Below are 22670 nucleotides of genomic sequence, written 5' to 3' on the forward strand. Positions count from 1 at the left end.
GGCAACAGTTAAGCTGTGTAGGCCATGTGTAAAAAAGTGTGAAGCTTTATCCTGCGAGCGCGTGAGCTCTTATATCCTGCCTGACTTTCCCAGCCTGTCAAACTGCCCATGCCCAATATTCTCCTGGTCGAAGACGACTGCGCCCTGTCCGAACTGATCGCCAGCTACCTGCAGCGCAACGACTTCAGCGTCAGCGTGATTGCCCGTGGCGATCACGTGCTGGCCGAGGCGCGGCGCAACAAACCGGACCTGGTGATCCTCGACCTGATGCTGCCGGGCCTCGACGGCCTGCAGGTGTGCCGGCTGTTGCGCGCCGAGTCCCAGGCCCTGCCGATCCTCATGCTGACCGCCCGCGACGATAGCCACGACCAGGTGCTGGGCCTGGAAATGGGCGCCGACGACTACGTGACCAAACCGTGCGAGCCACGGGTGCTGCTGGCGCGGATTCGCACCTTGCTGCGCCGCAGCAGCATCAACGAGCCACGCCTTGAGAGCGACCTGATCGTGGTCGGCGGCCTGCGCATCGATCTGGCCGAGCGCAATGTGTTCTGGCGCGAGCAGCCGGTGGAGCTGTCCAGCGGCGAATTCAACCTGCTGGTGGTGCTGGCGCGCAATGCCGGGGTGGTGCTCAGCCGCGACCGCATCCTCCAGCAACTGCGCGGCATCGAGTTCAACGGCACCGACCGCTCGGTGGACGTGGCGATTTCCAAGCTGCGGCGCAAGTTCGACGACAGCGCAGGCGAGGCGCGCAAGATCAAGACCGTGTGGGGCAAGGGGTATCTGTTCAGCCGGGTCGAGTGGGAGTTCTAGCGGCTCATGCTGAAAATCCTCATCCGCCTGTACCTGATCACCATCGTTGCCTATGCCGGGGCGATCTTTTTGATTCCCGATGCCATCGTCGGCGCCTTTCACCAGCGTTTCATTGCCTACAACCTTGACCAGGCCCGTGGCGTGCAACGCTTGATCGTCAAGCAGTTCGAGCAGGTGCCGAGCACTGAATGGCCGGCCAAGGCCAAGGAACTGGCGGCGGATTTCGCCCCGCTGGAAATCCAACTGCGCCGCCAGGACCAGATTGGCCTCAGCTATGCGGAGCGCGACCGCCTCAAGGCCGGCCTGAACGTGGTGCGCCTGGGCGACTGGGGCTACTACGAGACCGCCCTGGCACCACTGGACGACACCTGGCTGGTGGAACTGAGCAATCCGCCCGATCCTCTGGACATCAGCCTGCTGTCCTGGGTGGTGACCGTGCTGATCGGCGCCGCCTTGCTCGGCTGCCTGCTGTTCTGGGTCTGGCCGCACTGGCGCGACCTTGAACGGCTCAAGGAAACCGCCCGGCGTCTGGGCCAGGGCGAGCTGTCGCAGCGCACGCATATTCCGCCGCGCTCGAACATCGGCGAACTGGCCCAGGTGTTCGACACCATGGCCCAGGACGTCGAGCGGCTGTTGACCCAGCAGCGCGAATTGCTCAATGCCGTGTCCCATGAACTGCGCACGCCGCTGACGCGCCTGGATTTTGGCCTGGTGCTGCTGTTTGACGAAGTCCCGCCCAACTGCCGCAAGCGCCTGCTGGAACTGGTCGGCCATGTGCGCGAGCTGGATGAACTGGTGCTCGAGCTGTTGTCCTACAGCCGTCTGCAGAACGCCGACCAGGCCCGCGAGCGGGTCGAGGTGTCGCTGCTGGAGCTGGTCGACAGCATCCTCGGCAGCTTTGCCGAAGAGCTCGATGGCCGTGGCATCGAATGGCAGGTGCGCGCCGACGACAACCTGCCGCGCTTCATCCTCGACCCACGGCTGACCGCCCGTGCCTTGCAGAACCTGGTACGCAACGCCATGCGCTACTGCGACGGGCAGATCCTCCTGCGCCTGAGCCTCGACCCCCAGGGCCATTGCCTGCTGACCGTGGAGGACAACGGCATCGGCATCCCCCACGACCAGCGCGAGCTGATCTTCCAGCCGTTCTACCGCCTGGACCGCAGCCGCGACCGTACCACCGGCGGCTTCGGCCTGGGCCTGGCGATCAGCCGCCGGGCCATCGAAGGCCAGGGCGGCACCCTGACGGTCGGGCAGTCGGCGCTGGGCGGTGCGCAGTTCAAGATCAGGCTGCCGCGCGGCTAGCGGCGCGGGCGCAAGTCGCGCCAGTGCTGCTCGACGTAGTCCAGGCACAGCGCTTTGCGCTGCGGGCCGAACACCGCCTGCCAGCCGGGCGGGCAGGCCAGGTAGGCCGGCCACAGGCTGTGCTGGTGCAAGTGATTGCGCAGCACCTGGAATTGCCCTTGCGGGTTGTCGAATGGGCTGCTCATGGGTTCACCTCCTGGGCACGGCGGGCGGTTTCGCTGGCCTGCAGGGCCCTGGCCAGCAGCGGTGCGATCTGCGCCACGGCGTCGGCACGCAGCATGTTTTCGTGCATGCAGGCAATATCGTGGACCTGCAACCGGCCATCGACGTGGGTGCGCCAGTGCTCGGGGTCTTGCCACAGGGCGTCACGCAGCCCTTCGGTAGCGCGCAGGAACAACACCTCGCCGGCAAACACCTGCGGTTTGAAACGCTCCATCAACGGCACGGTCTGGCGCACTTCATCGCAGAAGGCCTGGACGATCGCGCCTTCCAGGTTGAGCACTTCGGCCAGGTAACGGCGCTGCTCGGCGATCGGTTGCAAGGGCTGGCTGAAGTCTGCCGGGCTGTTGGTCAGGGTGCCGATCAGCAGGGCCAGCAGCTGTTGGTCGCTCAGTTGCGGGACCTGGCTGTGAGGTTGCAGCGGGTAGCCGTCGAGCAGCGCCAGCAGTGCCACTGACTCGCCCTCGCGTTGCAGCAAGGTCGCCACGGCGTGGGCGACATGGCAGCCGAATGACCAGCCGAGCAAATGGTACGGGCCAACCGGCTGGACCTTGCGGATCTGCGCCAGGTAGTCGCTGGCGCAGGCTTCGACGCTCTGCGGGCGTAGCCCCGGGTTGCGCAGGCCGCGAGCCTGCAGGGCATACAGCGGGCGGTCGGGCAGGTAACCACTGAGCGCCGCGTAAGGCCAGCCCAGGCCGCCGCCCGGCGGCAGGCAGAACAGCGGCGCCTGGCTGCCTTCGCTGCGCAGTTCCAGCAGCACCGTGAACGGGTCGCCAGGACGGGCCAGGTCCGCGCTGCGCTGGAGCTGCTCGGCAAACTGGTGCAGCACCGGGCGGGTGAACAGATCGGTGGGCATCACTTCTATGCCCAGTTGCTGGCGCAAGCGTGCGGCGACTTGCACTGCCAGGATCGAATGGCCGCCCAGTTCGAAGAAGTGGCTGTTGCGGTCGATACCCTGGCGCTGCAGCAGTTCACTCCAGATCTGCACCAACGCCTGTTCGAGCGGGCCTTGCGCAGGCTCGGCGGGGCGTTGTGCCTGCAGGTGCTGCGCCGGCACCGGCAGCGCCCGGCGGTCGAGCTTGCCATTGGCGGTGCACGGCAGTTGCGCCAGCACCACAAATACCTTGGGCACCATGTACTCGGGCAGGCGCTCGCCCAGGTAATAGCCAAGCTGGCCCAGGTCCAGCGCCTGTTCACCGGCCAGCACCAGGTAGGCCACCAGTTGTTGCTGGCCGGGGCAGTCTTCGCGCACCTGCACCGTACAGCGGGCAATTTGCGGATGGCTGGCCAGCAGGTGCTCGATCTCGCCGAGCTCGATGCGCAGGCCGCGCAGCTTGACCTGCTGATCAACCCGCCCGAGGTATTCAAGCTGGCCGTCGGCGCGCCACAGTGCCAGGTCGCCGGTACGGTACAGGCGGCTGCCGGGCGGCCCGAACGGGTTGGCGACAAAGCGCTCGGCGGTCAGCCCCGGGCGGCGGTGATAACCCCGGGCCAGGCCGATGCCGCCCAGGTACAGCTCACCAGGGCTGCCGATTGCCTGCTGGTGCAGGCTGCTGTCGAGTACATAGGCCTGCAGGTTGGCGATCGGTTGGCCGATCGGCACGCTGTGGCTACCATCGTCGCGACAAGTCCAGTGACTGACATCGATGGCCGCTTCGGTGGGGCCATAGAGGTTGTGCAGGGCGGTATTGGGTAGCGCCTGCAGCACCTGGTGCTGCAGCTCGGCGGGCAGCGCTTCGCCGCTGCAGATGATGTGCCGCAGGCTTTGGCCCTGGCCGGGTTGGAGCTCGGGCACAAACACCTGCAGCATCGACGGCACGAAGTGCAGGGTGGTGACCTGGTAGCGCTCGATCAGCGCCAGCAACTGTTGCGGGTCGCGGTGGGCCCCGGGCTCGGCGACGGCCAGGCGGGCACCGCTCATCAACGGCCAGAAGAACTCCCAGACCGACACGTCAAAGCCACAAGGGGTCTTCTGCAGCACCGTGTCGGCGCTCGTCAACGGGTAGGCCGCCTGCATCCACATCAACCGGTTGTACAAGGCCTCATGGCTGTTGCCGGCACCCTTGGGCTGGCCAGTGGAGCCGGAGGTGTAGATCAGGTAGGCGAGGTTGCTGCCTTGCACGTGGCTGAGGGGGGTATCGTCGTTGCCGTGCTCATCGTCCAGCAGGTCATCGAGCATCAGTTCAGGGGCAAGATTGGCGCCAAGGCCGCTGTACGCCTGCGCTGTCAGCAACAACTGGACTGCGCTGTCCTCGATCATGAAGCGCAGTCGCTCGCGCGGCAGCTCCAGGTCCAGCGGCACATAAGCGGCGCCGGCCTTGAGGATGGCCAGCAGGCCGATCACCAGTTCCAGCGAGCGCGGCATGGCGATGGCGACCAGGCTGTCGGCGCCGATGCCGTGCTGTTGCAGACGATTGGCCAGGCGATTGGCCTGCTGGTTCAGGCGCCCGTAGCTGAGCTGCTGGTTGGCGAACAGCAGCGCGCAGGCATCGGGTGTGCGCCGGGCCTGCTGTTCGATCAGTTGGCTGACCGGCTGCCACGGCGAGTAGTCCACCGCGGTGCGGTTCCAGGCGTGCAACTGCTGGTGCTGTTCGTCGCTCAGCAGTTCGATGCGGGCAACCATCTGTTGGGGCTGTTCGATCAGCGCGTCGAACACCTTGAGCAGGCGCTGCTGGTGTTCGGCCAGTGCCTGGGCGCTGTACAGCCCGGGGTTGGCGTCGAAATCGAACTGCAGGTCCTGGCCCAGGCCGCGCTCATAGAAGAAGATGCCCAAATCGTCGGTGGTGCCGTTGGACAGGTTGCGTGCGCGGGTAGGGTGGCCGTCGAAGGCAATGGCGTAGTCGAAGGGCTCGATATTGACCAGGGTGGTGAACAGCTGTTGATGAGCCCCGTGCAGGCCCAGGTCGTTGCGCAGGTGCTCGTAGCGGTATGACTGGTGGCGCAGCAACTGGCGCATTTGCCGCGATACCTCCTGGACCAGCTCGGCCAGGCTCATGTCCGGGCGCATGCTCAGGCGCATCGGCATGGCGTTGGCGACCATGCCCGGCACCTGGCGCATGCGTGCGTTGCGCCGGGCGCTGAGCGGCACACCGATGACCATGTCCTGGTTGCCGGTGGCCCGATAGAGGTAGGCGGCGGTGGCGGCGGTGAGGATCTGCGGCAAGGTGCTGCCCAGTTCGCTGGCGCGCTGGCGCAGGGCGTCGACCCTGGCCGCGGGCAGGTGGGCGGTGCGGCGCAGCAGGCCGTCGTGGTTGAGGGTGCGCTGGCGCGCCAGGCTCATCGGCGCCGGCAGGTCGGCGAAGCGCTGCATCCAGTACTCGCGGTCACGCTGAAAGCGCTCCGACTGGCGATACTCGCTGTCTTGTTCGGCCAGTTCGCTGATCGGCAGCAAGGCGCTGGCGGCGGACACCGGCTGGCCTTCGCCGAGGGCCTGGTAGGTGTCGGCCAGGCGCCGCACCAGCAACCCGGCGCCAAAGCCGTCGAGGATGATGTGGTGCGGGCGCTGGTACCAGACAAAATGCGCCGGGCCCAGCTTGAGCAGCGCCGACATCCACAGCGGGTCGCAGCCCAGGTCGACGCGGCGCTGGATGTCGTCATGCATCCAGGCATCGGCACTGGCCCGTGGATCATCCGCCGTGCTGAAGTCGAGAAACGGCAGTTCCCCCCTGAATCGCGGGGCCAGCAGTTGCCGCGGGCCTTCGGCGCTGTCAACGAAGTTCAGCCGCACCGCTTCGGCCTCATCAGCCACTCGGCGCAGGGCGGTCATGAAGCGCTCGACGTCCACCGCGCCAAATATGTCGACGGACTCCGCCAGGTTCATGTTGGTCTGGGGTGGGGCAAGCTGGGCGTTGAACCACATGCACAGTTGGCCTGCGGTCAAGGGGTGGCCGGTTTCGCTGGTGATCTTCGAATCCATTCGAGTGTTCCTCTGTCCGGGTTTGCGCGAAATTGCAGCGTAGAGCGGCGCAAATGATCTGCAAGTGCACGCGGACGGGGGCTTTGAGAGGCAGCGCAAGGGGGCTTGGCGATGACCGGCAGAGCACTACTACAGCCGCTGTGACGGCACGATTGCGGCCTTTACCGGCAGGATGGTCGCGGTTGGCCGCAGGCTTGCACTCGCTGCCAGGCGGCTCGGCAGGGGTGGCGGGAGCATCTCGGCGAAGGCGCGGCGCCATTGGCGGCCGCCGCGAAGGGCTGAAGGCTTACAACCCGAGAGGCTCGCGCCACAGCACGTAGCGGTCCTTGCCACTGCGCTTGGCCTCGTACAACGCCTGGTCGGCCTTGACCAGGGCGTTGCTCAGGGTGTCTTCGGCGAGGATTTGCGCCAGGCCGATACTGATGATCACCGGATGCTCGGCGACTTCGTCACGGACCCGCCGACACAGGGCGTCGATGCGCCGTTCGGCGTCGGCCTGGTTGAGCCCCCAGACGTAGATCACGAACTCTTCACCGCCCAGCCGTGCGTACTCGAATTCGCTCATCGAGGCCTTGATGTCGGCGGCGATGCGCTTGAGCACCACGTCGCCGATGTCGTGGCCGAACTGGTCGTTGACCTTCTTGAAGTTGTCGATGTCGATCATCGCCAGGTAGCGCGTGGCGGCCGCGTCCTGCTGCAGGTGTTTTTCGGCCTTGGCCATGAACGAACGGCGGTTGGGGATCTCGGTCAGGGCATCGACGTAGGCTTGCTCGAGCAGCAGCTTGGCCATGTAGAAGTTGTACAGCTTGGCCCGGCGCATCTTCAGGTAGCTGTACAGGGTCAGGCCGTTGAGAAACACCGCATAGCAGACGAACATGCTGCCACGCAGCTCGAACAGGTGCATGTCCGGGACCTGGAACGGGTTGAGGTTGACCCAGGTCACCAGCATCGTCGCCAGGAACGACCAGCGCCGCACCGGCAGCACCGACACGCTGTACAGCACACTCGAGGCGCCGAGCACCATCCAGGCCGGGCGCAGCGCTTGCGGCAGGCCGTCGATCACCAGGCGCACCGCCAGGGTGATCACGGCGATGAACACCAGGTTGAGCACATCGAAATGCGCCGCCTTGCGGACGAAGCCGAGGATGATGGTGAGCATGCCCATCACCGCGATGAACAGCGCCGACAGCCAGGTCAGGCCCTGATTGCCCTGGTAGCTGACGATCAGGTCGAACAGAATCCAGATCCCCAGGCTCAGCACGAACACCAGCAAGCTGAACGACTTCAGGCTTTCGAAGTCGTGCTGGCGGAATTCTTCGCGCAGTTGCGGCGGTGCGACGTTCCTGCGCACTTGCTGTTCGATGGTCTTGTACATGGCAGCCCTGAATGCTCGAAGAAGACGGTTTCAGTGCCCGGCCAAGGGCAGTACCCCCTGGGTCCAGGGCCGGTAGCGCAACGAGAACACTGCCCGCGGATGACAGTCGCTGCGCAGCTGCGGTGGCGCTGCCACGGCAGTGAAGGGCTGGCCGGCGGCGCTGGTCTGGCGAAAGGCTTCGTTGACGATGCCGATGCTGCAGGGCAGGGCATCCTCGTAGTGCTGGCGCACCAGCGGCGCCAGGCGCCCGGTGCCGGCGCCGTCCTGCCACCAGACCTGCAGCTTGAGGCTGGCCAGCTGCTCGAGCCAGCGAGCATTGACTTGCGGGCTCAGGCGCGCGGCGCTGAAAGCGCTGATGTGCAGCGGCGCATCCAGGCGGCGATTGAAGGCCTGTAGCTGGGTGTACAGCGCCTGGCGGCGGTCGGCACTGTGAAAGTGCAGGTCGTCCAGCTCCATCGGCAGGTACCAGCCGGCCACCGGCAACTGCCAGTCCTGGCGGATCTTGCGCTGCTGGGCCAGGGAATTGCCCAGTTGCGCGCGCCAATAGGCGGCCAGGCCGGCGCCATCGAGTTCGTCGATGCGCTGGTAATAGGCGGCGTCCATGTACAGCCCCAGCACCAGCTGCAGACCTTGTTCGTGGGCCAGGCGCAGGCTGTTGGCCAGCCAGCCCCGGGCACCGCCGAAGTCGCTGTCGCCATAGGCGCTCCACTGCACGATCAGGGTTTTGCCGCCCTGGGCCGCAGTGGCTTGCCACAGCGCGCGCCACTGCGCCTCGCTCAACTGCGCGTCGCGGTTCAGCGGTTGGTAGAACAGGCGCTCGTCGGCAGTTGCCTGCAGGCTCAGGACGAACAGCATCACAGCGATCAAGCGGCGCATCAAAAGGTCAACTCCGCACCCAGCAACACGCCGTTGGCGTGTTCATAAAGATTGCCGCCCAGCGACTGCTGGTATTCGGCGCGTACTTTCAGCGAGCCGCGATAGGCGTTGTAGCGGTCGTCGTCGAACCACCATTGCCAGCGCAGGCCCAGGCCGGTGCGCAGGTCCTGGCGCCAGTCGTTGCTCGGGTCCTGGCTTGAGAACTCGAGAAAACCATACGGCATCAGGGTTTGTGGCGAGGCACTGGGCAGCTTCCAGGTGTGCCCGCGCTGGTAGCGCGACAGCCATTGATGGTCGCCGGCGCGGGTCCACCAGGCGGCATCGAGGTAGAGGAAGCGCTCGTCCCACTCGTCCTCGTCGACCCGCCAGTCGTTGCGCCATTTGCCCTGGTCGAGGTACGAAGCGGTGGCGCGCAGCAGCAGGTCGTTGCTCGACTCGGCATGGCCGCGCAGGTCGCCATAGTTGTCGCCGACCTTGCTCGGGCTGAGCAACTGGCCGAGGCTCAGGCCGCCGTAACGGGCATCGTCGATCTGGCGCTGGTGGTACAACTCGGTGTACAGGTTCAGGTTGCTGGTGCCCAACGGCTTGTAGCGCAGGCCGACGCCGGTGCCCATGCTCTGCGCATAGTCGTTGCGCCCGCTGCCACCGAACAGCACCCGGCCATAGACCGAGAAGGTGCTGCCATTGCGGCTCGGCTCTTCACCGAGGGCGTGGTCCCACATCGCCAGTTGCACGTTTTGCGAAGTGGCGCGGCGGTCCTGGCGGTCATCGCGAAAGTTGTCGTTGGTCGAGACGCCGGCCGGCGACCAGGTGCTGGCCAGGGTGAAGCTGTCGCGTCGCGACAGCGCCTCGTGGGCGCGGCGCTGGCGGTACTTGCGGGCGTCCAGGCTGCCGAACTGGTCGTCGCCATCGACCAGGTCGTGTTCGACGTCCAGCACCCGGCGCAGCTCTTTACGGGCCGCCGCGCTGTTCTCGACTTCGTCGTAGCGCCAGGCCAGGGTTTCGCCGATCCGGTAATCCTCGGGGAAGGCCTTGGCGGCGCGCTCAAGGTAGGGGATCGAGCGGGCGCGGGTTACTTGTTGTTCCGAGCCCGCCAGGCGCATGCCGTAGTCGGCGCTGTAGCGCGGCTGCTCTGGCGCCAGGCGCACGGCCTCGGCAAGCCAGGCGGTGCTCTGCGCCAGGTCGCCATTCTGCGCGGCGGTCACCGCAGCGCCATAGTAATGGTCGGGGCGCGGTTGCTGCGCGAGGGCCTGGCGCTGGTAGTCCATGGCGTCGTGGACCTGGTAGTCGCGCTGGGCGATGGCCGCGCCCAGCGCCCAGTCATCGGCCGTTACCGGCGTTGCCTGTTTCCAATAGGTGTATGCCAGGTGAGGATTGTCGGCGTTCAGCGCACTGCGCGCGGCGGTAAGCCGGGCGTTGGCGGTCCACTCGCTGTCGGCCAGAGATTTCCAGATCGGTTGCGCGGCGTAGGAGTCGCCCGCGGCTTCCAGGGCGTAGGCCAGCGGCAGGCGGCTGCCGGTATCGCCCAGGTCTGCGGCGGCCTGGTAATAGACCACCGCTTCGCCAGGGCGCTCGGGCATGGCGCAGCGGCCCAGGGCACGCAACTGGCCGACTTCGCTGGGTGTGGCGGGGATCGCCTGGCGGACCGTGTCGCACTGCCCGCGCTCGGCCAGGCGGGCAAGCAGCAGGGCGCGGTTGGCGGCATCGACCCGCGGGATCAAGCCGGCCATTCGCCGGCTGTCGAGCGGCGCATCGTCGGCACTGTAAAGCCCGGCCAGGCGCTGCAGCAAGGGTTGTGGCAAGCGGCCCTGGCGGCGGTCGTAGGCCTGTTCGAGCAGTTGGCGCACATGCTCCTTGCGGCCCTCCTTGAGCTGCAGGAAGCTCGCTTGTTCGAGGGCCTGCAGGTCGCCGCTCTGGCGGTACAGGCGCTCCCACATCTGTGCGGAACGCGCCTCGCCACCCGGGCCCTGCAGGCGCTGGTTGAGTACCAGCCAGGCCTTGGGGTTGTCATCGGCGCGGCAGCCTTTGAGCTGCTCGCGGGCGGCCTGCGGATCGTGGCGCGACAGCCATTCGGTGGTTTCCAGGCATGGCCGGTTCAGCTCGTTGCTGAGCCGCCGTACCAGCGCGGCATCATCGCCCTGGCGCGCCAGTTCCCACAGCTGCCGGCGATTGGCCGGGTCGTGCAGGTCTTGCTCGGGCAGCGACTGCAGCCAGCGCTGGGCCAGCTCGGTGTGGCCCATGGCAATTGCCCGGTTGGCCATGGCCAGGCGGGTCTGGCGGGCGATCTCGGGGGTGGGCGCCTGCTTGAGCAGTTGTTGCAGTGGCGCCTCGTCCAGGCGCTGCACGTAGGCGTTGGCCAGGCGCTGCCAGTCTTGCGCCGGCAGCTCGCCGCGCTCGGCCAGCGGCGCCAGGGCGGCGATGGTCTGGCTCCAGTTGCGCAATTGCTCGGCCCAGTTGGCCCGGGCCAGGCGCAGGATGTTGTCGTCGCCATGGGCCGGCAGGTGGTTGAGCCACTCCAGGGCCTTGGCCGCGCCACCGAACTTGGCCAGGCTCAGGCTGTAGGCCTGCCACAGGCGGATACGCTGGTTGAGGCTGCTGGTGGCGATCCAGCCCTCGACCCGGCTTGCGGCGGGTGGGTCCTGCTCGATCCAGGTCAGGCGCAGCTCCAGCAGGGCGTCGGCGTCGCTGCTGCTGGCGGCTTCGGCCAGTTGCTCGGCTTCGCGGTAGCGGCGCTGATGGGCCAGGGCCTGGATCAGCAAGGCGCGGGCTTCGCTGTTGTTGGGTACCCGCTCGAGCAGGTGGCGGGTCAGGCGTTCGACTTCTTTCCAGTTGTCGGCCTTGGCCTCGCGGTAGCTGCGTTCAAGGAAGGGGTAGCTGCGAAAGCGTTCGAAGTCGCTAAGCGGCGCGGCCAGGCCGTGCACGGTGTAGAACGACAACAACAAACTGGCCAGCGTCAGCGGCGGGCGCACACTCATGCCACCTCCCGGGTCAGGTCATAAGCGGCTTGCTGTTCTTCGAGCTGCTCGGCGAGGGCGTCTTGCAGTACCGCTTCGCTGATGATGCCGCGGGCAATCAGGTGCTCGCCCAGGGACATGTGCTCCGGGTTGAAATCGATCAAGGCCTGGTTGAACAACGTGGGGGGGACCATGCCGCGCACCTGCAACAGGGTGCCGAGCATGATTTGGTGGTGACTGACCCGCTCAAGCAACGCGGCATCGTCCTGATGCTTTTCGAGAACCGCGAGCATGTGCCGGGTCTCCTCCTTCTGCCAGGGGCTGGGGTAGTGGTAACGCAGGCCGAGGGTGACCCGGCCCTGGGGCGCCAGGCGATATTGCACCGGGCGCTTGAGTTGACGGCTGATGACCCCGAGGGACACCTGGCTGACCGGGCCTTCGCTGGCCAGGATCAATGTATCGCCGTCTTGCGCTACCGGCAGCACCCCGTAGTGCACTGCCAGGCGGCGGGGCAGCAGGGTAATCAATTTGCGCTCAAGTTTGAATGGATTTAATGGCGCCCAGGGTAAATCCAGTTGTTCGGCCAGGGATTGCACCAGTTGCTCGCTGGTCAACAGCCCGCGCAGCAGCAGTTCGCGGCCCAGGCGCCGGCGCACCGGGCTGGTGATCAGCGCTTGCACTTGCGCCTCGCTGATCAGCCCCTTGGCCACCAGGCGCTGACCCAGAGGCGTGCGTGCCGGCGCGCCGAGGGCCGGGAACTCGTGGGTGGTCTTGTCCCAGGCCACGCGGCGCGAGTCGCCCATTTCCATGACCTGGCGCAGCGCCCGCAGGTTGGCGAAGAAGTTGACGAAGTTGCTCCACATCATCCGCGGCGCCGACAGCAGCCCCTCGAAGATGCCGTAGTAACGGGTGACGAAGAAGCCGCGCTGGAACAGGCGGTTGATCAACAACAGGCCGTTGAGCCAGAGCAGGGTCATCAGCAGCGGGCTGTCGCTGAGAATCGACTGGAAGCGCCAGGCGTTGGGCGCCAGCATCGTCACCAGCCACATGGCGATCAGCACCAGGAACAGCAGGTTGACCAGAAAGCTCAGCAGGTAGGCGAACAAGCCGCGGCGGTCGCGCCAGAGAAAATAGTTGAGCGCGCCGGTGCGGCTCCAGCCCAGGTTGCTGGTGCCCTGGAAGACAATGCCGACAATCCACCGCGACTTTTGCCGGATCGCATGCTGCCAGTCGCGCGGGAAGTGCTCGCGCACGCAGATGACCTGGGCGAACTCTCGGCTCATGCCCCAGCGCCAGTCGCGCTTGAGGGCCAGTTGCGGGTCGCTCATCGAGTAGCGGGCGAAGATACACTTCATGCCCTTTTGCTTGAGGCGAAAACCGATGTCGTAGTCTTCGGTCAGGCTCTGCACGTCGAAGGCAATGCCGTCGCCGTCTTCGAGCAGGGCGCTGATCGCCTTGCGGCTGAAGCAGGTGCCGACCCCGGCGCTGGGCACCTGGCCGGTCAACGCTTCGCGCACGATCACGTCCTTGCCGTGGTTTTCGGCGAACTCGTCGACGTAGTGCCCGGCAGTAAAACCGCGCCACTCGGGGGCGAAGGGGTAGACCGGGATCTGGATCATGTCCTTGTTCGGCAGCAGGTAGTTGTACAGCCGCAGCTCCATGGGCGAGATGACGTCTTCGGCGTCGTGCAGGATGAAGCCGGCGAACTCGATGCGCGCGTCCTGCTCAAAACGCAGGATCGCATCGATGATGTTGTTCAGGCAGTCGGCCTTGCTGGTCGGCCCGGGCCGCGCGCACACCACCTTGTGCACGTTGGGGTAGTGCAGGCACACGGCGTCGACGTCGGCCTGGGTCTGCGGGTCGTTGGGGTAGGTGCCGACGAAGATCTGGTAGTTTTCGTAGTCGATGGTCGAGGCTGCCAGGCGCGCCATCTCGCCGACCACACCGACCTCGTTCCAGGCCGGGACCATGATTGCCAGGGGTTTTTCCGGCACTTCGAAAAGGCGTTTTTCGTCGGCCTTCTCGTACTTGTCGTAGATGCGAAAGCGGCGAATCAGCTTGCGGCCCCAATAGACGATGTCGATGAACAGGTCATCCAGGCCGAGCAGGAACATCAAACTGGCAAGGACGATGGCCAGCAGCTTGAGGCCGAACAATACATAGGTGAAGAAATCGACCCAGGCCAGGCTCATGCCTCGTCTCGCTCAGCGGCGTTTTCCTCGAGCCAGCGGCTCAGGCGTTCGGCGATGCGTTCGCTGGCATGGCCGTCGCCGTAAGGGCTGAACACCCGGCTCATGCGTTGGTAGGCCTCGCTGTCATCGAGCAGGCGGCTGGTTTCCTTGACGATGCGTTCGGTCTGGGTGCCCACCAGCATCACCGTGCCGCCTTCGAGCACTGACGGCCGCTCGGTGACCTTGCGCAGCACCAGCAGGGGCTTGCCGAGTGCCGGCGCTTCTTCCTGGACGCCGCCCGAATCGGTGAGGATCAGGTAGGCGCGGTCCATCAGCCAGACGAAATGCTGATAGTCCTGGGGCGCCACCAGGAGGATGTTCGGCTGATGCGAGAGCACTGCGTACACGGCTTTTTGCACCTGCGGGTTGAGGTGCACCGGGTAGACGAACTGCACGTGCGGGTAACGCAAGGCAAGTTCGGCCAGGGCCAGGCAGATGCGTTCGAAACCCTGGCCGAAGTTTTCCCGGCGATGGCCGGTAATCAGTACCAGGCGCTGGTCGTCGCGCAGTTGCGCCAGCGGCGACTCGGGCGCAGGTTTCCACTGGCTCTTGTTCAGGTGCTCGCGCATCCACAGCAGCGCATCGATCACGGTGTTGCCGGTGACTTCGATGTGCTCGAGCACCACGCCTTCGCGCAGCAGGTTGTCGCGGGCCTTGGTGGTGGGCGGGAAATGCAGGTCGGCGATCACCCCGGTCAGGCGCCGGTTGGCTTCCTCGGGCCACGGCGCCTTGAGGTTGCCGGTGCGCAGCCCTGCCTCGACGTGGCCGATGGGGATCTGCCGGTTGAACGCCGCCAGCGCGGCGATGAAACTGGTGGTGGTGTCGCCGTGCACCAGGACGATGTCGGGCTGGATGCGTGCGTAGGTGTCGTCGAGCTGTTTGAGCAATTGCTGGGACAGGCCGTTGAGGGTCTGGTTCTGGGTCATCACCTTGAGGTCTTCATCGACGCTCAGGCCAAAATCGTGCAGCACTTGCTGGAGCATTTCCCGGTGCTGGCCGGTGGAGCAGATGTTCAGCTCGATATCCGGCCACTGGCGCAACACCTGGGCCAGCGGGGCCATTTTGATCGCTTCCGGGCGTGTGCCAAACACCATCATGACTGTGTACGCCATTGTCCCGCTCCTCGTCCGTCCTTTTCTGAGAAGTTGTACGTTCTGCCGCTCTTGTAAGGTTTAGATACAAGCAGTAGAAGGCGGGGTTGTCCAATGGGCGGGTCAGCGATTGCTCAAGGCCCCAGCGAGACTGCCAGCCAGTCGAGAAACGCCCGCAGCGCAGGTTCGCGCTCGCGCCCCGGCAACCACACGGCGCTGTACTGCGCGGCCGGCAAGCGCACCTCAGCGCGCCACGGCTGCAGCAAACCCTGGCGCACACTGTCGGCCACCAGCACGTTGCTGGCCAGCACCAGCCCATAGCCGGCAGCGGCTGCCTGCAGGGCATGGTGCTCATCGTCATAGTGATGAAAACGCGCCCGTTGCAGCCAGTCTTCACACCCGGCCAGGGCGCACCAGCGGGCCCAGTCGATGACCACGCCACTGAGCGAAGCCCACGGCACCTCGATCAACGCCAGCGGCAGATTGGCAGGCGGCGGCTGCCAACCGGGCGGGGTGTATACCGAGAAATGCTCGGCCAGCAATGGCAACCGCTGCAACGCCGGATCAGGATTGAATTCGGCACGCAAGGCCAGGTCGAAACGGTGCTCGCGCTGCAGGTCGACCACCTCGTTGCCGGTCAGCACCCGCACCTGGATGTCGGCATGGCGGCGATGGAAATCGCCCAGCCGCGGGATCAGCCATGCACTGGCGAAGGCCGCGGTGGTGGTCAGGGTCAGTTGCTGGCGATCACAGGGCGGTTGCAGGTCGTCAAGACTTTGCTGCAGGTTGGCCAGGCCCTGGTGCACCTGCAGGTACAGGCGCTCGCCGGCGTCGCTGAGCCTGACACCCTGGCGGCTGCGCTCGAACAGCAGCAGGCCCAGCTGCGATTCCAGGCGTTTGATCTGGTGCGAAACCGCCGCAGGCGTGACTGCCAGTTCGTCGCTGGCAGCCTTGAAGCCGCCCAGGCGGGCCGCCGATTCGAAGGTGCGCAGGGCAGTCAGGGGCAGTTTGCCGAACACGGTGCTCAAGCCAATTGAGGGAGGCTCAATTTAGCTCAATTGAAGCATCGCCTCAACGCCGCTAGGGTGGGGCTTCATTGACGTTCAGGGAGGCAGATATGCAAGGCAAGTCGCGCAAGGTCGTCCAGGCCATTCTCTACGAAACCATTGCCGTGCTGTGCGTGGCGCCGGCGCTGTCCTGGGCCTTCGATGCCGGCATGGCCCACTCCACGGTGCTGTCGCTGATTCTGTCGGCGGTGGCCCTGGCCTGGAACATGTTCTACAACTGGGCGTTCGAGCACTGGGAAGCCCGCCAGGCCCAGCGCCAGCGCACCCTGTGGCGGCGGTTTCTCCACGCCCTGGGCTTTGAAGGCGGGCTGGTGCTGATCCTCTTGCCGGTGGTCGCCGGCTGGCTGCAGATCAGCCTGTGGCAGGCGCTGCTGACCAACCTTGCGCTGTTCGCATTTTTCTTTGTCTATGCCTTCGTGTTCCAGTGGGCCTTCGACCGGGTGTTCGATGTGCCCGATTCTGCCCGCGAGCCTGCTTGACTTTGCCTGGGCGGCTGCGCTAGTTTCGCTGGCATGAACACATTCCTGCAGTCGCCTCAGCACAGCATTATTACCGCCATTATCGTTTTGGCGGGCTAGCTGGCACTTGCACCGAACCCGCCCTGGAGGCGGGTTCTTTCTCTCTCTCCTGGGCACTTTAAAAAAACCAGGAGTCACCGATGACCAGCCTTGCCGTTAGCCCCCGCACACCTGCCGCGCCGCTGAACCTGCTGTCTGACTACGTGCGGCGCATTCTTGCGGCGCCGGTGTACGACCTGGCGATCGAAACGCCCCTGCAAGCGGCGCCGGCGCTGTCGCGCAGCCTTGGCAACCAGGTGTTGCTCAAGCGCGAAGACCTGCAGCCGACCTTTTCCTTCAAGATCCGCGGCGCCTACACCCGTCTCAGCCGCCTGAGCCCGGCCCAGCGCCAGCGCGGGGTGATCACCGCGTCCGCCGGCAACCACGCCCAGGGCGTGGCGTTGGCCGCCCGCGAACTGGGCATGCGCGCCACTATCGTGATGCCGACCACCACCCCGGAGCTCAAGGTCGAAGGCGTGCGTTCGCGCGGCGGCCAGGTGGTGCTGCACGGCGAAAGCTTCCCCCACGCCCTGGCCCATGCGCTGAAATTGGCCGATAGCGAAGGCGCGACCTTCGTGCCGCCGTTCGACGACCCCGACGTGATCGCCGGTCAAGGCACGGTGGCCATGGAGATCCTCCGTCAGCAACCCGGCGCGCTGGATGCGATCTTCGTTCCGGTCGGTGGCGGCGGCCTGATCGCCGGCATCGCCGCCTACGTCAAATACCTGCGCCCCGAGGTCAAGGTGATCGGCGTCGAGCCGCAGGACTCGAACTGCCTGCAAGCGGCCATGGCCGCCGGCGAGCGGGTGGTGCTGGCCCAGGTCGGCAGCTTTGCCGAAGGCGTGGCGGTGGCGCAGATCGGCGCCCATTGCTTCGAGTTGTGCCGCCACTATGTCGATGAGGTCATCACCGTCAGCAGCGACGAGCTGTGCGCGGCGATCAAGGACATCTACGACGACACCCGCTCGATCACCGAACCTTCCGGCGCCCTGGCTGTGGCCGGGATCAAGAAGTACGTGGCCCGCGAAGGCGCCCAGGGTCAGACCCTGGTGGCGATCGACTCCGGTGCCAACGTCAATTTCGACCGCCTGCGCCATGTTGCCGAGCGCGCCGAACTGGGCGAGCAGCGCGAAGCGATCATCGCCGTGACCATCCCCGAGCAGCCGGGCAGTTTCCGCGCCTTTTGCCAGGCCCTGGGCAAGCGCCAGATCACCGAGTTCAACTACCGCTACTACCCCGGCAAGGAGGCGCGACTGTTCGTTGGCGTGCAGACCCATCCGCAGACCGACCCGCGCGACCAGTTGCTGGCCAGCCTGCGCGATCAGGGTTACAGCGTGCTCGACCTGACCGACAACGAACTGGCCAAGGCCCACGTGCGCCACACCGTGGGCGGGCATGCCGGGCCTGGGGCGGACGAGCGCGTGCTGCGCTTTGAATTCCCCGAGCGTCCGGGGGCCTTGCTGGGCTTTCTCGAGCGCCTGGGCAAGCGCTGGAACATCAGCCTGTTCCACTACCGCAACCACGGCGCCGCCGAAGCGCGGGTGTTTGCCGCCCTGGAAGTGCCGCAGGACGAACAGGCCGGCCTGCCCGCAGCGCTGGACGCCATGGGCTACCGCTACTGGGACGAAAGCGACAACCCGGCCTACCGGCTGTTCCTCGGCTGACTCAGATCAACACGGGGCAGGGCAGACAGGCGGATCCTCATGGCAAAGGAACATTGCATGAGGATTTCGCCATGAGCAGCACGTTTTTCATCCCCGCCGTCAACATCATGGGCATCGATTGCCTCGAAGAGGCGATGGCTGCCATTGCCGGATACGGCCTGCGCAAGGCCCTGATCGTCACCGACGCGGGCCTGGCCAAGGCCGGGATTGCCGAGCGCATTGCCGAAATGCTGGCGATGCGCGACATCGACTCGGCGATCTTCGATGGCGCCAAGCCCAACCCGAGCATTGCCAACGTCGAGCAGGGACTGGCGCTGTTGCAGCGTGAACGCTGCGACTGCGTGATTTCCCTGGGCGGCGGCTCGCCCCATGACTGCGCCAAGGGCATTGCCCTGTGCGCCACCAACGGCGGGCATATCCGTGATTACGAAGGGCTGGACCAGTCGGCCAAGCCGCAACTGCCGCTGATTGCCATCAACACCACCGCCGGCACCGCCAGTGAGATGACCCGCTTCTGCATCATCACCGACGAAGCGCGCCACGTGAAAATGGCCATTGTCGACCGCAACGTCACGCCGCTGCTGTCGGTCAACGACCCGGCGCTGATGGTCGGCATGCCCAAGGGCTTGACCGCGGCCACCGGCATGGATGCCCTGACCCACGCCATCGAGGCCTACGTTTCCACTGCCGCCACGCCGATCACCGACGCCTGCGCGATCAAGGCCATCGAGCTGATCAGCGACAACCTGCGCCAGGCCGTGGCCGACGGCAGCGACCTCAAGGCCCGGGAAAACATGGCCTACGCCCAGTTCCTCGCCGGCATGGCGTTCAACAACGCCTCGCTGGGTTACGTGCATGCCATGGCCCACCAGCTCGGCGGTTTTTATGACTTGCCCCATGGCGTGTGCAACGCGGTGCTGCTGCCCCATGTGCAGCGCTTCAACGCCAGCGTCAGCGCCGCGCGCCTGCGCGATGTGGCCAAGGCCATGGGCGTGGATGTCAGCGCCATGAGTGCCGAGCAGGGCAGCGATGCCGCCCTGGCGGCGATCGAGCAGCTGTCGCGGGCCATTGATATTGCGCCGGGGCTGGCGGTGCTGGGGGCCAAGGAGGCCGATATTCCGACCCTGGCGGCCAATGCCCTGAAGGATGCTTGCGGCCTGACCAACCCGCGGGTGGCCAGCCAGGCAGAGATCGAGGCGATCTTCAAGGCAGCTTTTTGATCTGATGTACTAGCAAGGCGTTGCCTTGCATCGCTGGCAAGCCAGCTCCCACAAGGTCCTGTGTACACCGAACCTGTGGGAGCTGGCTTGCCAGCGATGGGCTGCGCAGCAGCCCGCAGGTCTTCAGACCACCAGCGACAACAGCATGATAAAGATGATGCCGACCACCGAGAGGATGGTCTCCATCATGCTCCAGGTCTTGAAGGTCTCGGCCACGGTCATGTTGAAGTACTGTTTCACCAGCCAGAAGCCGGCATCGTTGACGTGCGACAAAATCAGCGAGCCGGCGCCGGTCGCCAGTACCAGCAGCTCCCGGTTGACCCCCGGCATCATGCCGATCACTGGCGCAACGATCCCGGCGCCGGTAATGGTCGCCACCGTTGCGGAACCGGTGGCAATACGAATCACCGCCGCCACCAGCCAGGCCAGCATGATCGGCGAAATCTGTGCCTGCACGGCCATCTGCCCGATCACATTACCCACCCCGGTATCGACCAGCATCTGCTTGAAGCCACCGCCGGCACCGACGATCAGGATGATCGCCGCCGTCGGCGCCAGGCTCTGGTCAAGCAGCTTCATGATCTGCTGGCGGGAGAAGCCGCGCGCCGCGCCAAAGGTGTAGAACGCCAGCAGCAAGGCGGCAAGCAGGGCGCTGATCGGGTGGCCGATCAGGTCCATCCATTGGCGCACGATGTGCTCGGCCGGCAGCACCACGTCGGCGAAGGTTTTCAGCAGCATCAGGAACACCGGCAGCAGCACGGTGATCAGGGTGATGCTGAAGCTGGGCAGGTTCTGCTGGTCGGACTCGCGGGCAATCTGCTCCATCAGCTCCTTGTTGGGGTTGCCCGGGATGTATTTGGAGATGAAGTTGCCGTACAGCGGGCCGGCAATGATCGCCGTGGGCAGGGCGACGATCAGCCCGTAGAAAATGGTTTTGCCGATGTCGGCATTGAAGATGCCGATCGCCAGCAGCGGCCCCGGGTGCGGCGGCACCAGGCCGTGGACCACCGACAAGCCGGCCAGCAGCGGAATGCCGATCTTGATCAACGACACCCCGGAGCGCCGGGCGACGATGAACACCAGCGGGATCAACAGCACGAAGCCGATTTCGAAGAACAGCGGAATGCCGACCAGGAAGGCGGCGAACATCATCGCCCAGTGCACCTTCTGTTTGCCGAAGGCGCGAATCAGGGTCTGGGCGATCTGGTCGGCGCCGCCGGAGTCGGCCATCAGCTTGCCGAGCATGGTGCCCAGGGCCAGGACGATGCCGACAAAGCCGAGCACGCCACCAAAACCGTCCTGGAACGATTTCATCACCTTGGCCACCGGCATCCCCGAGGTCAGGCCGAGAAAACCGGCCGCCAGGGTCAGGGCGACAAAGGGGTGGACCTTGAAGTGGGTGATCAGCAGCACCAGGCCGATGATGGTGACCACCGCATCGAGCAGCAGGTAGGTATCAGTTGCCAAACCAAACATGGTTCAGTGCCTCGTATTGTCATTGTTGTGGGCGGAACTATTACAGCGTTTACGGGTCGAGACAGCGCTATCTTGGGTGAGCCGAAAAAACAGCCAGGGTCAGGCCGTTCGCGCCAGCAGCGGTTCACCGCAGGGCTTTAGCCACTGGTCTACCTCGATGGCCAGCTTGTCCACCGCCAGGGTGGCGTCCAGCGCCAGGGTCAGCGGCTCGCTGTTGGGCCGTTCGAGGGCGGCGAACTGGCTGTCGATCAGGCTGGCGGGCATGAAGTGGCCGGGGCGGGCGAGCACGCGGCGGCTGGCTTCAGCGGGGGTAAGATCGAGAAACACGAAGCCCAGGTCCGGCACGGCATGGCGCAGGGCATCGCGGTAGCGCTTCTTCAGCGCCGAGCAGGTGAGGATCGGACGCTCGCCGGCCTTCAGGCACGCTTGCAGTTCCTCGCCCAGGCGAATCAGCCAACCGGCACGGTCGTCGTCGTCCAGGGGAATGCCGGCACTCATTTTCTGGATATTGGCAGTGGGGTGGAAGTCGTCGCCTTCGATCAGGCGACCGCCGCTCAGGCCTGCAATGGCGGCACCGACGTAGCTCTTGCCACAGCCAGCGACGCCCATGACCACAATCGCGGAGAGGGGTGGGTTCATCGGTACCTCCTGCAGGGTAAGATAGCGCTATCTTGAAGCGAGACGGCTAACGTCTCGGGCGCTTCCCACCCAGATGTTATTGATTTTGTAAAAGCAGTCTGGATGCTCATTCCTGGCCTCATGCAGTTTTGCATTGCCTGTGGTCTGAGACAGCGCTACCTTAGTGCCCGTTCCCCATTCTTTGCAAGTCGAAAATAAAACCCCTCATGACCCGCATTGGCTCTCGTACTACCGGTCGTCCCACCCTGGCGGAAGTTGCCAGGCTTTCCGGGGTTTCCCCGATCACCGCTTCGCGGGCACTGCGCGGGGTCAGCACGGTTGCCCCCGCGCTTGTGGAAAAGGTCCAGGTCGCCGCCGCCAGCCTCGGCTATGTAGCCAACCCGGCCGCGCGGGCATTGGCCTCCAAGCAGAGCCAGTCGATCGTGGTGTTGATCCCGTCGCTGTCCAACCACCTGTTCATCGACACCCTCGAAGCCATTCACGAGGTCATGCGCCCTCGCGGTCTTGAAGTGCTGATCGGCAACTATCACTACGATATCGCCGAAGAAGAGAACCTGATCCGTAACTACCTGGCCTATCAGCCGCGCGGCGTCCTGCTCACCGGTTTTGACCGCAGCGACGCCGCCAAGCAGATGCTCGCCGCCAGCGGCGTGCCCTGCGTGCACATGATGGAGCTGGGTGGCGAAGGCCAGGCCATGTCGGTGGGGTTTTCCCAGCAGGAAGCGGGAAGGGCGGCGGCGCGCCATCTGCTCGAGCGCGGTTGCAAGCGCCCGGGCTTTATTGCCGCGCAACTTGACCCACGGGTGATGCAGCGCGCCGAAGGCTTTCGCCAGGCCCTGGCCGAAGCCGGCCTGGATGCCCACGGCCGCGAGCTGCTGGCGGCGCAACCTTCATCGATCGGCCTGGGCGGCGAGCTGTTTGCCCAGCTGCTGCAGCACCATGCCGATGTCGACGGCATTTTCTTCTGTAACGACGACCTGGCCCAGGGCGCGATTCTGGAGGCCTTGCGCCAGGGCATCAAGGTGCCGCAGCAGGTGGCCATGGTCGGTTTCAACGACCTGCCGGCTTCGGCGCACATGGTTCCGCGCCTGACCTCAATCCGCACCCCGCGCGCGGCCATTGGCCGTTGCGCCGCGCAGGCGCTGTTGGGCCTGCTTGATGGCAAGCGCAGTCAGTTGCAGTGCCAGGATCTGGGCTTCGAACTGATGGTTCGCGAAAGCAGCTGAAGCCGCCAGTCGGCGGGCGCTGCAAGGTGATGTCAGAGTGCTTG

At 65.5% G+C, this 22670-nt stretch carries 16 protein-coding genes; 6 read left to right on the forward strand and 10 right to left on the reverse strand.

Annotated elements, in window-relative coordinates:
* The first annotated feature begins 108 nt into the window (after positions 1-108).
* Both UB48_RS15760 and UB48_RS15765 read left to right on the forward strand, forming a co-directional pair.
* Complete coding sequence (locus UB48_RS15760) at positions 109-810, forward strand: response regulator transcription factor (RefSeq protein ID WP_045198685.1); 702 nt, start codon at positions 109-111, stop codon at positions 808-810.
* Positions 811-816: 6 nt separating this feature from the next.
* Entirely contained in the window at positions 817-2115 is a 1299-nt protein-coding gene (locus tag UB48_RS15765; RefSeq protein WP_045198688.1) for an ATP-binding protein, read from the forward strand.
* Here the strand turns inward: UB48_RS15765 and UB48_RS15770 are convergent.
* The 8 genes from UB48_RS15770 to UB48_RS15805 form a co-directional block, all read right to left on the reverse strand.
* Positions 2112-2300: an MbtH family protein gene (locus UB48_RS15770; RefSeq protein ID WP_045198690.1), complete on the reverse strand. Its 189-nt coding sequence runs from the start codon at positions 2298-2300 to the stop codon at positions 2112-2114. The two genes, UB48_RS15765 and UB48_RS15770, sit on opposite strands and share 4 nt — an antisense overlap.
* Complete coding sequence (locus tag UB48_RS15775; RefSeq protein WP_045198692.1) at positions 2297-6250, reverse strand: non-ribosomal peptide synthetase; 3954 nt, start codon at positions 6248-6250, stop codon at positions 2297-2299. Before UB48_RS15775 ends, UB48_RS15770 begins: the two co-directional genes overlap by 4 nt.
* Before the next feature lie 286 nt (positions 6251-6536).
* A complete protein-coding gene (locus UB48_RS15780) occupies positions 6537-7625 on the reverse strand; it encodes a diguanylate cyclase (RefSeq protein ID WP_045198694.1) in 1089 nt (362 codons plus the stop codon).
* Positions 7626-7655: 30 nt separating this feature from the next.
* Complete coding sequence (locus UB48_RS15785) at positions 7656-8501, reverse strand: DUF4434 family protein (protein ID WP_045198696.1); 846 nt, start codon at positions 8499-8501, stop codon at positions 7656-7658.
* On the reverse strand, positions 8501-11476 hold the full coding sequence (locus tag UB48_RS15790) for a bacteriophage N4 receptor, outer membrane subunit (RefSeq protein ID WP_045198698.1): 2976 nt from the start codon (positions 11474-11476) through the stop codon (positions 8501-8503). Before UB48_RS15790 ends, UB48_RS15785 begins: the two co-directional genes overlap by 1 nt.
* Positions 11473-13647, reverse strand: coding sequence for a cyclic di-3',5'-guanylate-activated glycosyltransferase NrfB (gene nrfB, locus UB48_RS15795; protein WP_045198700.1), 2175 nt, complete (start codon positions 13645-13647; stop codon positions 11473-11475). The genes UB48_RS15790 and nrfB overlap by 4 nt, the downstream gene beginning before the upstream one ends.
* Positions 13644-14798 carry a non-hydrolyzing UDP-N-acetylglucosamine 2-epimerase gene (wecB, locus tag UB48_RS15800; protein WP_045198703.1) on the reverse strand — a complete coding sequence of 385 codons (1155 nt, stop codon included), beginning with the start codon at positions 14796-14798 and terminating at the stop codon, positions 13644-13646. The genes nrfB and wecB overlap by 4 nt, the downstream gene beginning before the upstream one ends.
* Positions 14799-14911: 113 nt before the next feature.
* Positions 14912-15796 (reverse strand): LysR substrate-binding domain-containing protein, encoded by an 885-nt coding sequence (locus UB48_RS15805; RefSeq protein ID WP_045199074.1) that lies wholly within the window; start codon positions 15794-15796, stop codon positions 14912-14914.
* A 98-nt stretch (positions 15797-15894) separates the two neighbouring features.
* Between UB48_RS15805 and UB48_RS15810 the strand changes: the two genes are divergently transcribed.
* The 3 genes from UB48_RS15810 to yiaY all read left to right on the forward strand — a co-directional run bounded on the left by UB48_RS15810 (position 15895) and on the right by yiaY (position 19285).
* Positions 15895-16323: a PACE efflux transporter gene (locus UB48_RS15810; protein ID WP_045198705.1), complete on the forward strand. Its 429-nt coding sequence runs from the start codon at positions 15895-15897 to the stop codon at positions 16321-16323.
* A 179-nt stretch (positions 16324-16502) separates the two neighbouring features.
* The gene (gene ilvA / locus UB48_RS15815; RefSeq protein WP_052676528.1) at positions 16503-18065 is read left to right on the forward strand and encodes a threonine ammonia-lyase, biosynthetic; all 1563 of its coding nucleotides are present in this window, start codon (positions 16503-16505) and stop codon (positions 18063-18065) included.
* Between the two features lie 71 nt (positions 18066-18136).
* Complete coding sequence (gene yiaY, locus UB48_RS15820; protein WP_045198707.1) at positions 18137-19285, forward strand: L-threonine dehydrogenase; 1149 nt, start codon at positions 18137-18139, stop codon at positions 19283-19285.
* 123 nt (positions 19286-19408) lie between these two features.
* Here the strand turns inward: yiaY and UB48_RS15825 are convergent, their stop codons facing one another.
* Both UB48_RS15825 and UB48_RS15830 read right to left on the reverse strand, forming a co-directional pair.
* A complete protein-coding gene (locus tag UB48_RS15825) occupies positions 19409-20761 on the reverse strand; it encodes a GntP family permease (protein ID WP_045198708.1) in 1353 nt (450 codons plus the stop codon).
* 99 nt (positions 20762-20860) lie between these two features.
* Entirely contained in the window at positions 20861-21400 is a 540-nt protein-coding gene (locus tag UB48_RS15830) for a gluconokinase (protein ID WP_045198709.1), read from the reverse strand.
* Between the two features lie 206 nt (positions 21401-21606).
* On the opposite strand from UB48_RS15830, the gene UB48_RS15835 reads away from it, so the two are divergent.
* Entirely contained in the window at positions 21607-22626 is a 1020-nt protein-coding gene (locus tag UB48_RS15835) for a LacI family DNA-binding transcriptional regulator (protein WP_045198710.1), read from the forward strand.
* Positions 22627-22670: the final 44 nt, after the last annotated feature.

The organism is Pseudomonas sp. 2(2015) (assembly GCF_000955865.1).
GTDB lineage: Bacteria > Pseudomonadota > Gammaproteobacteria > Pseudomonadales > Pseudomonadaceae > Aquipseudomonas.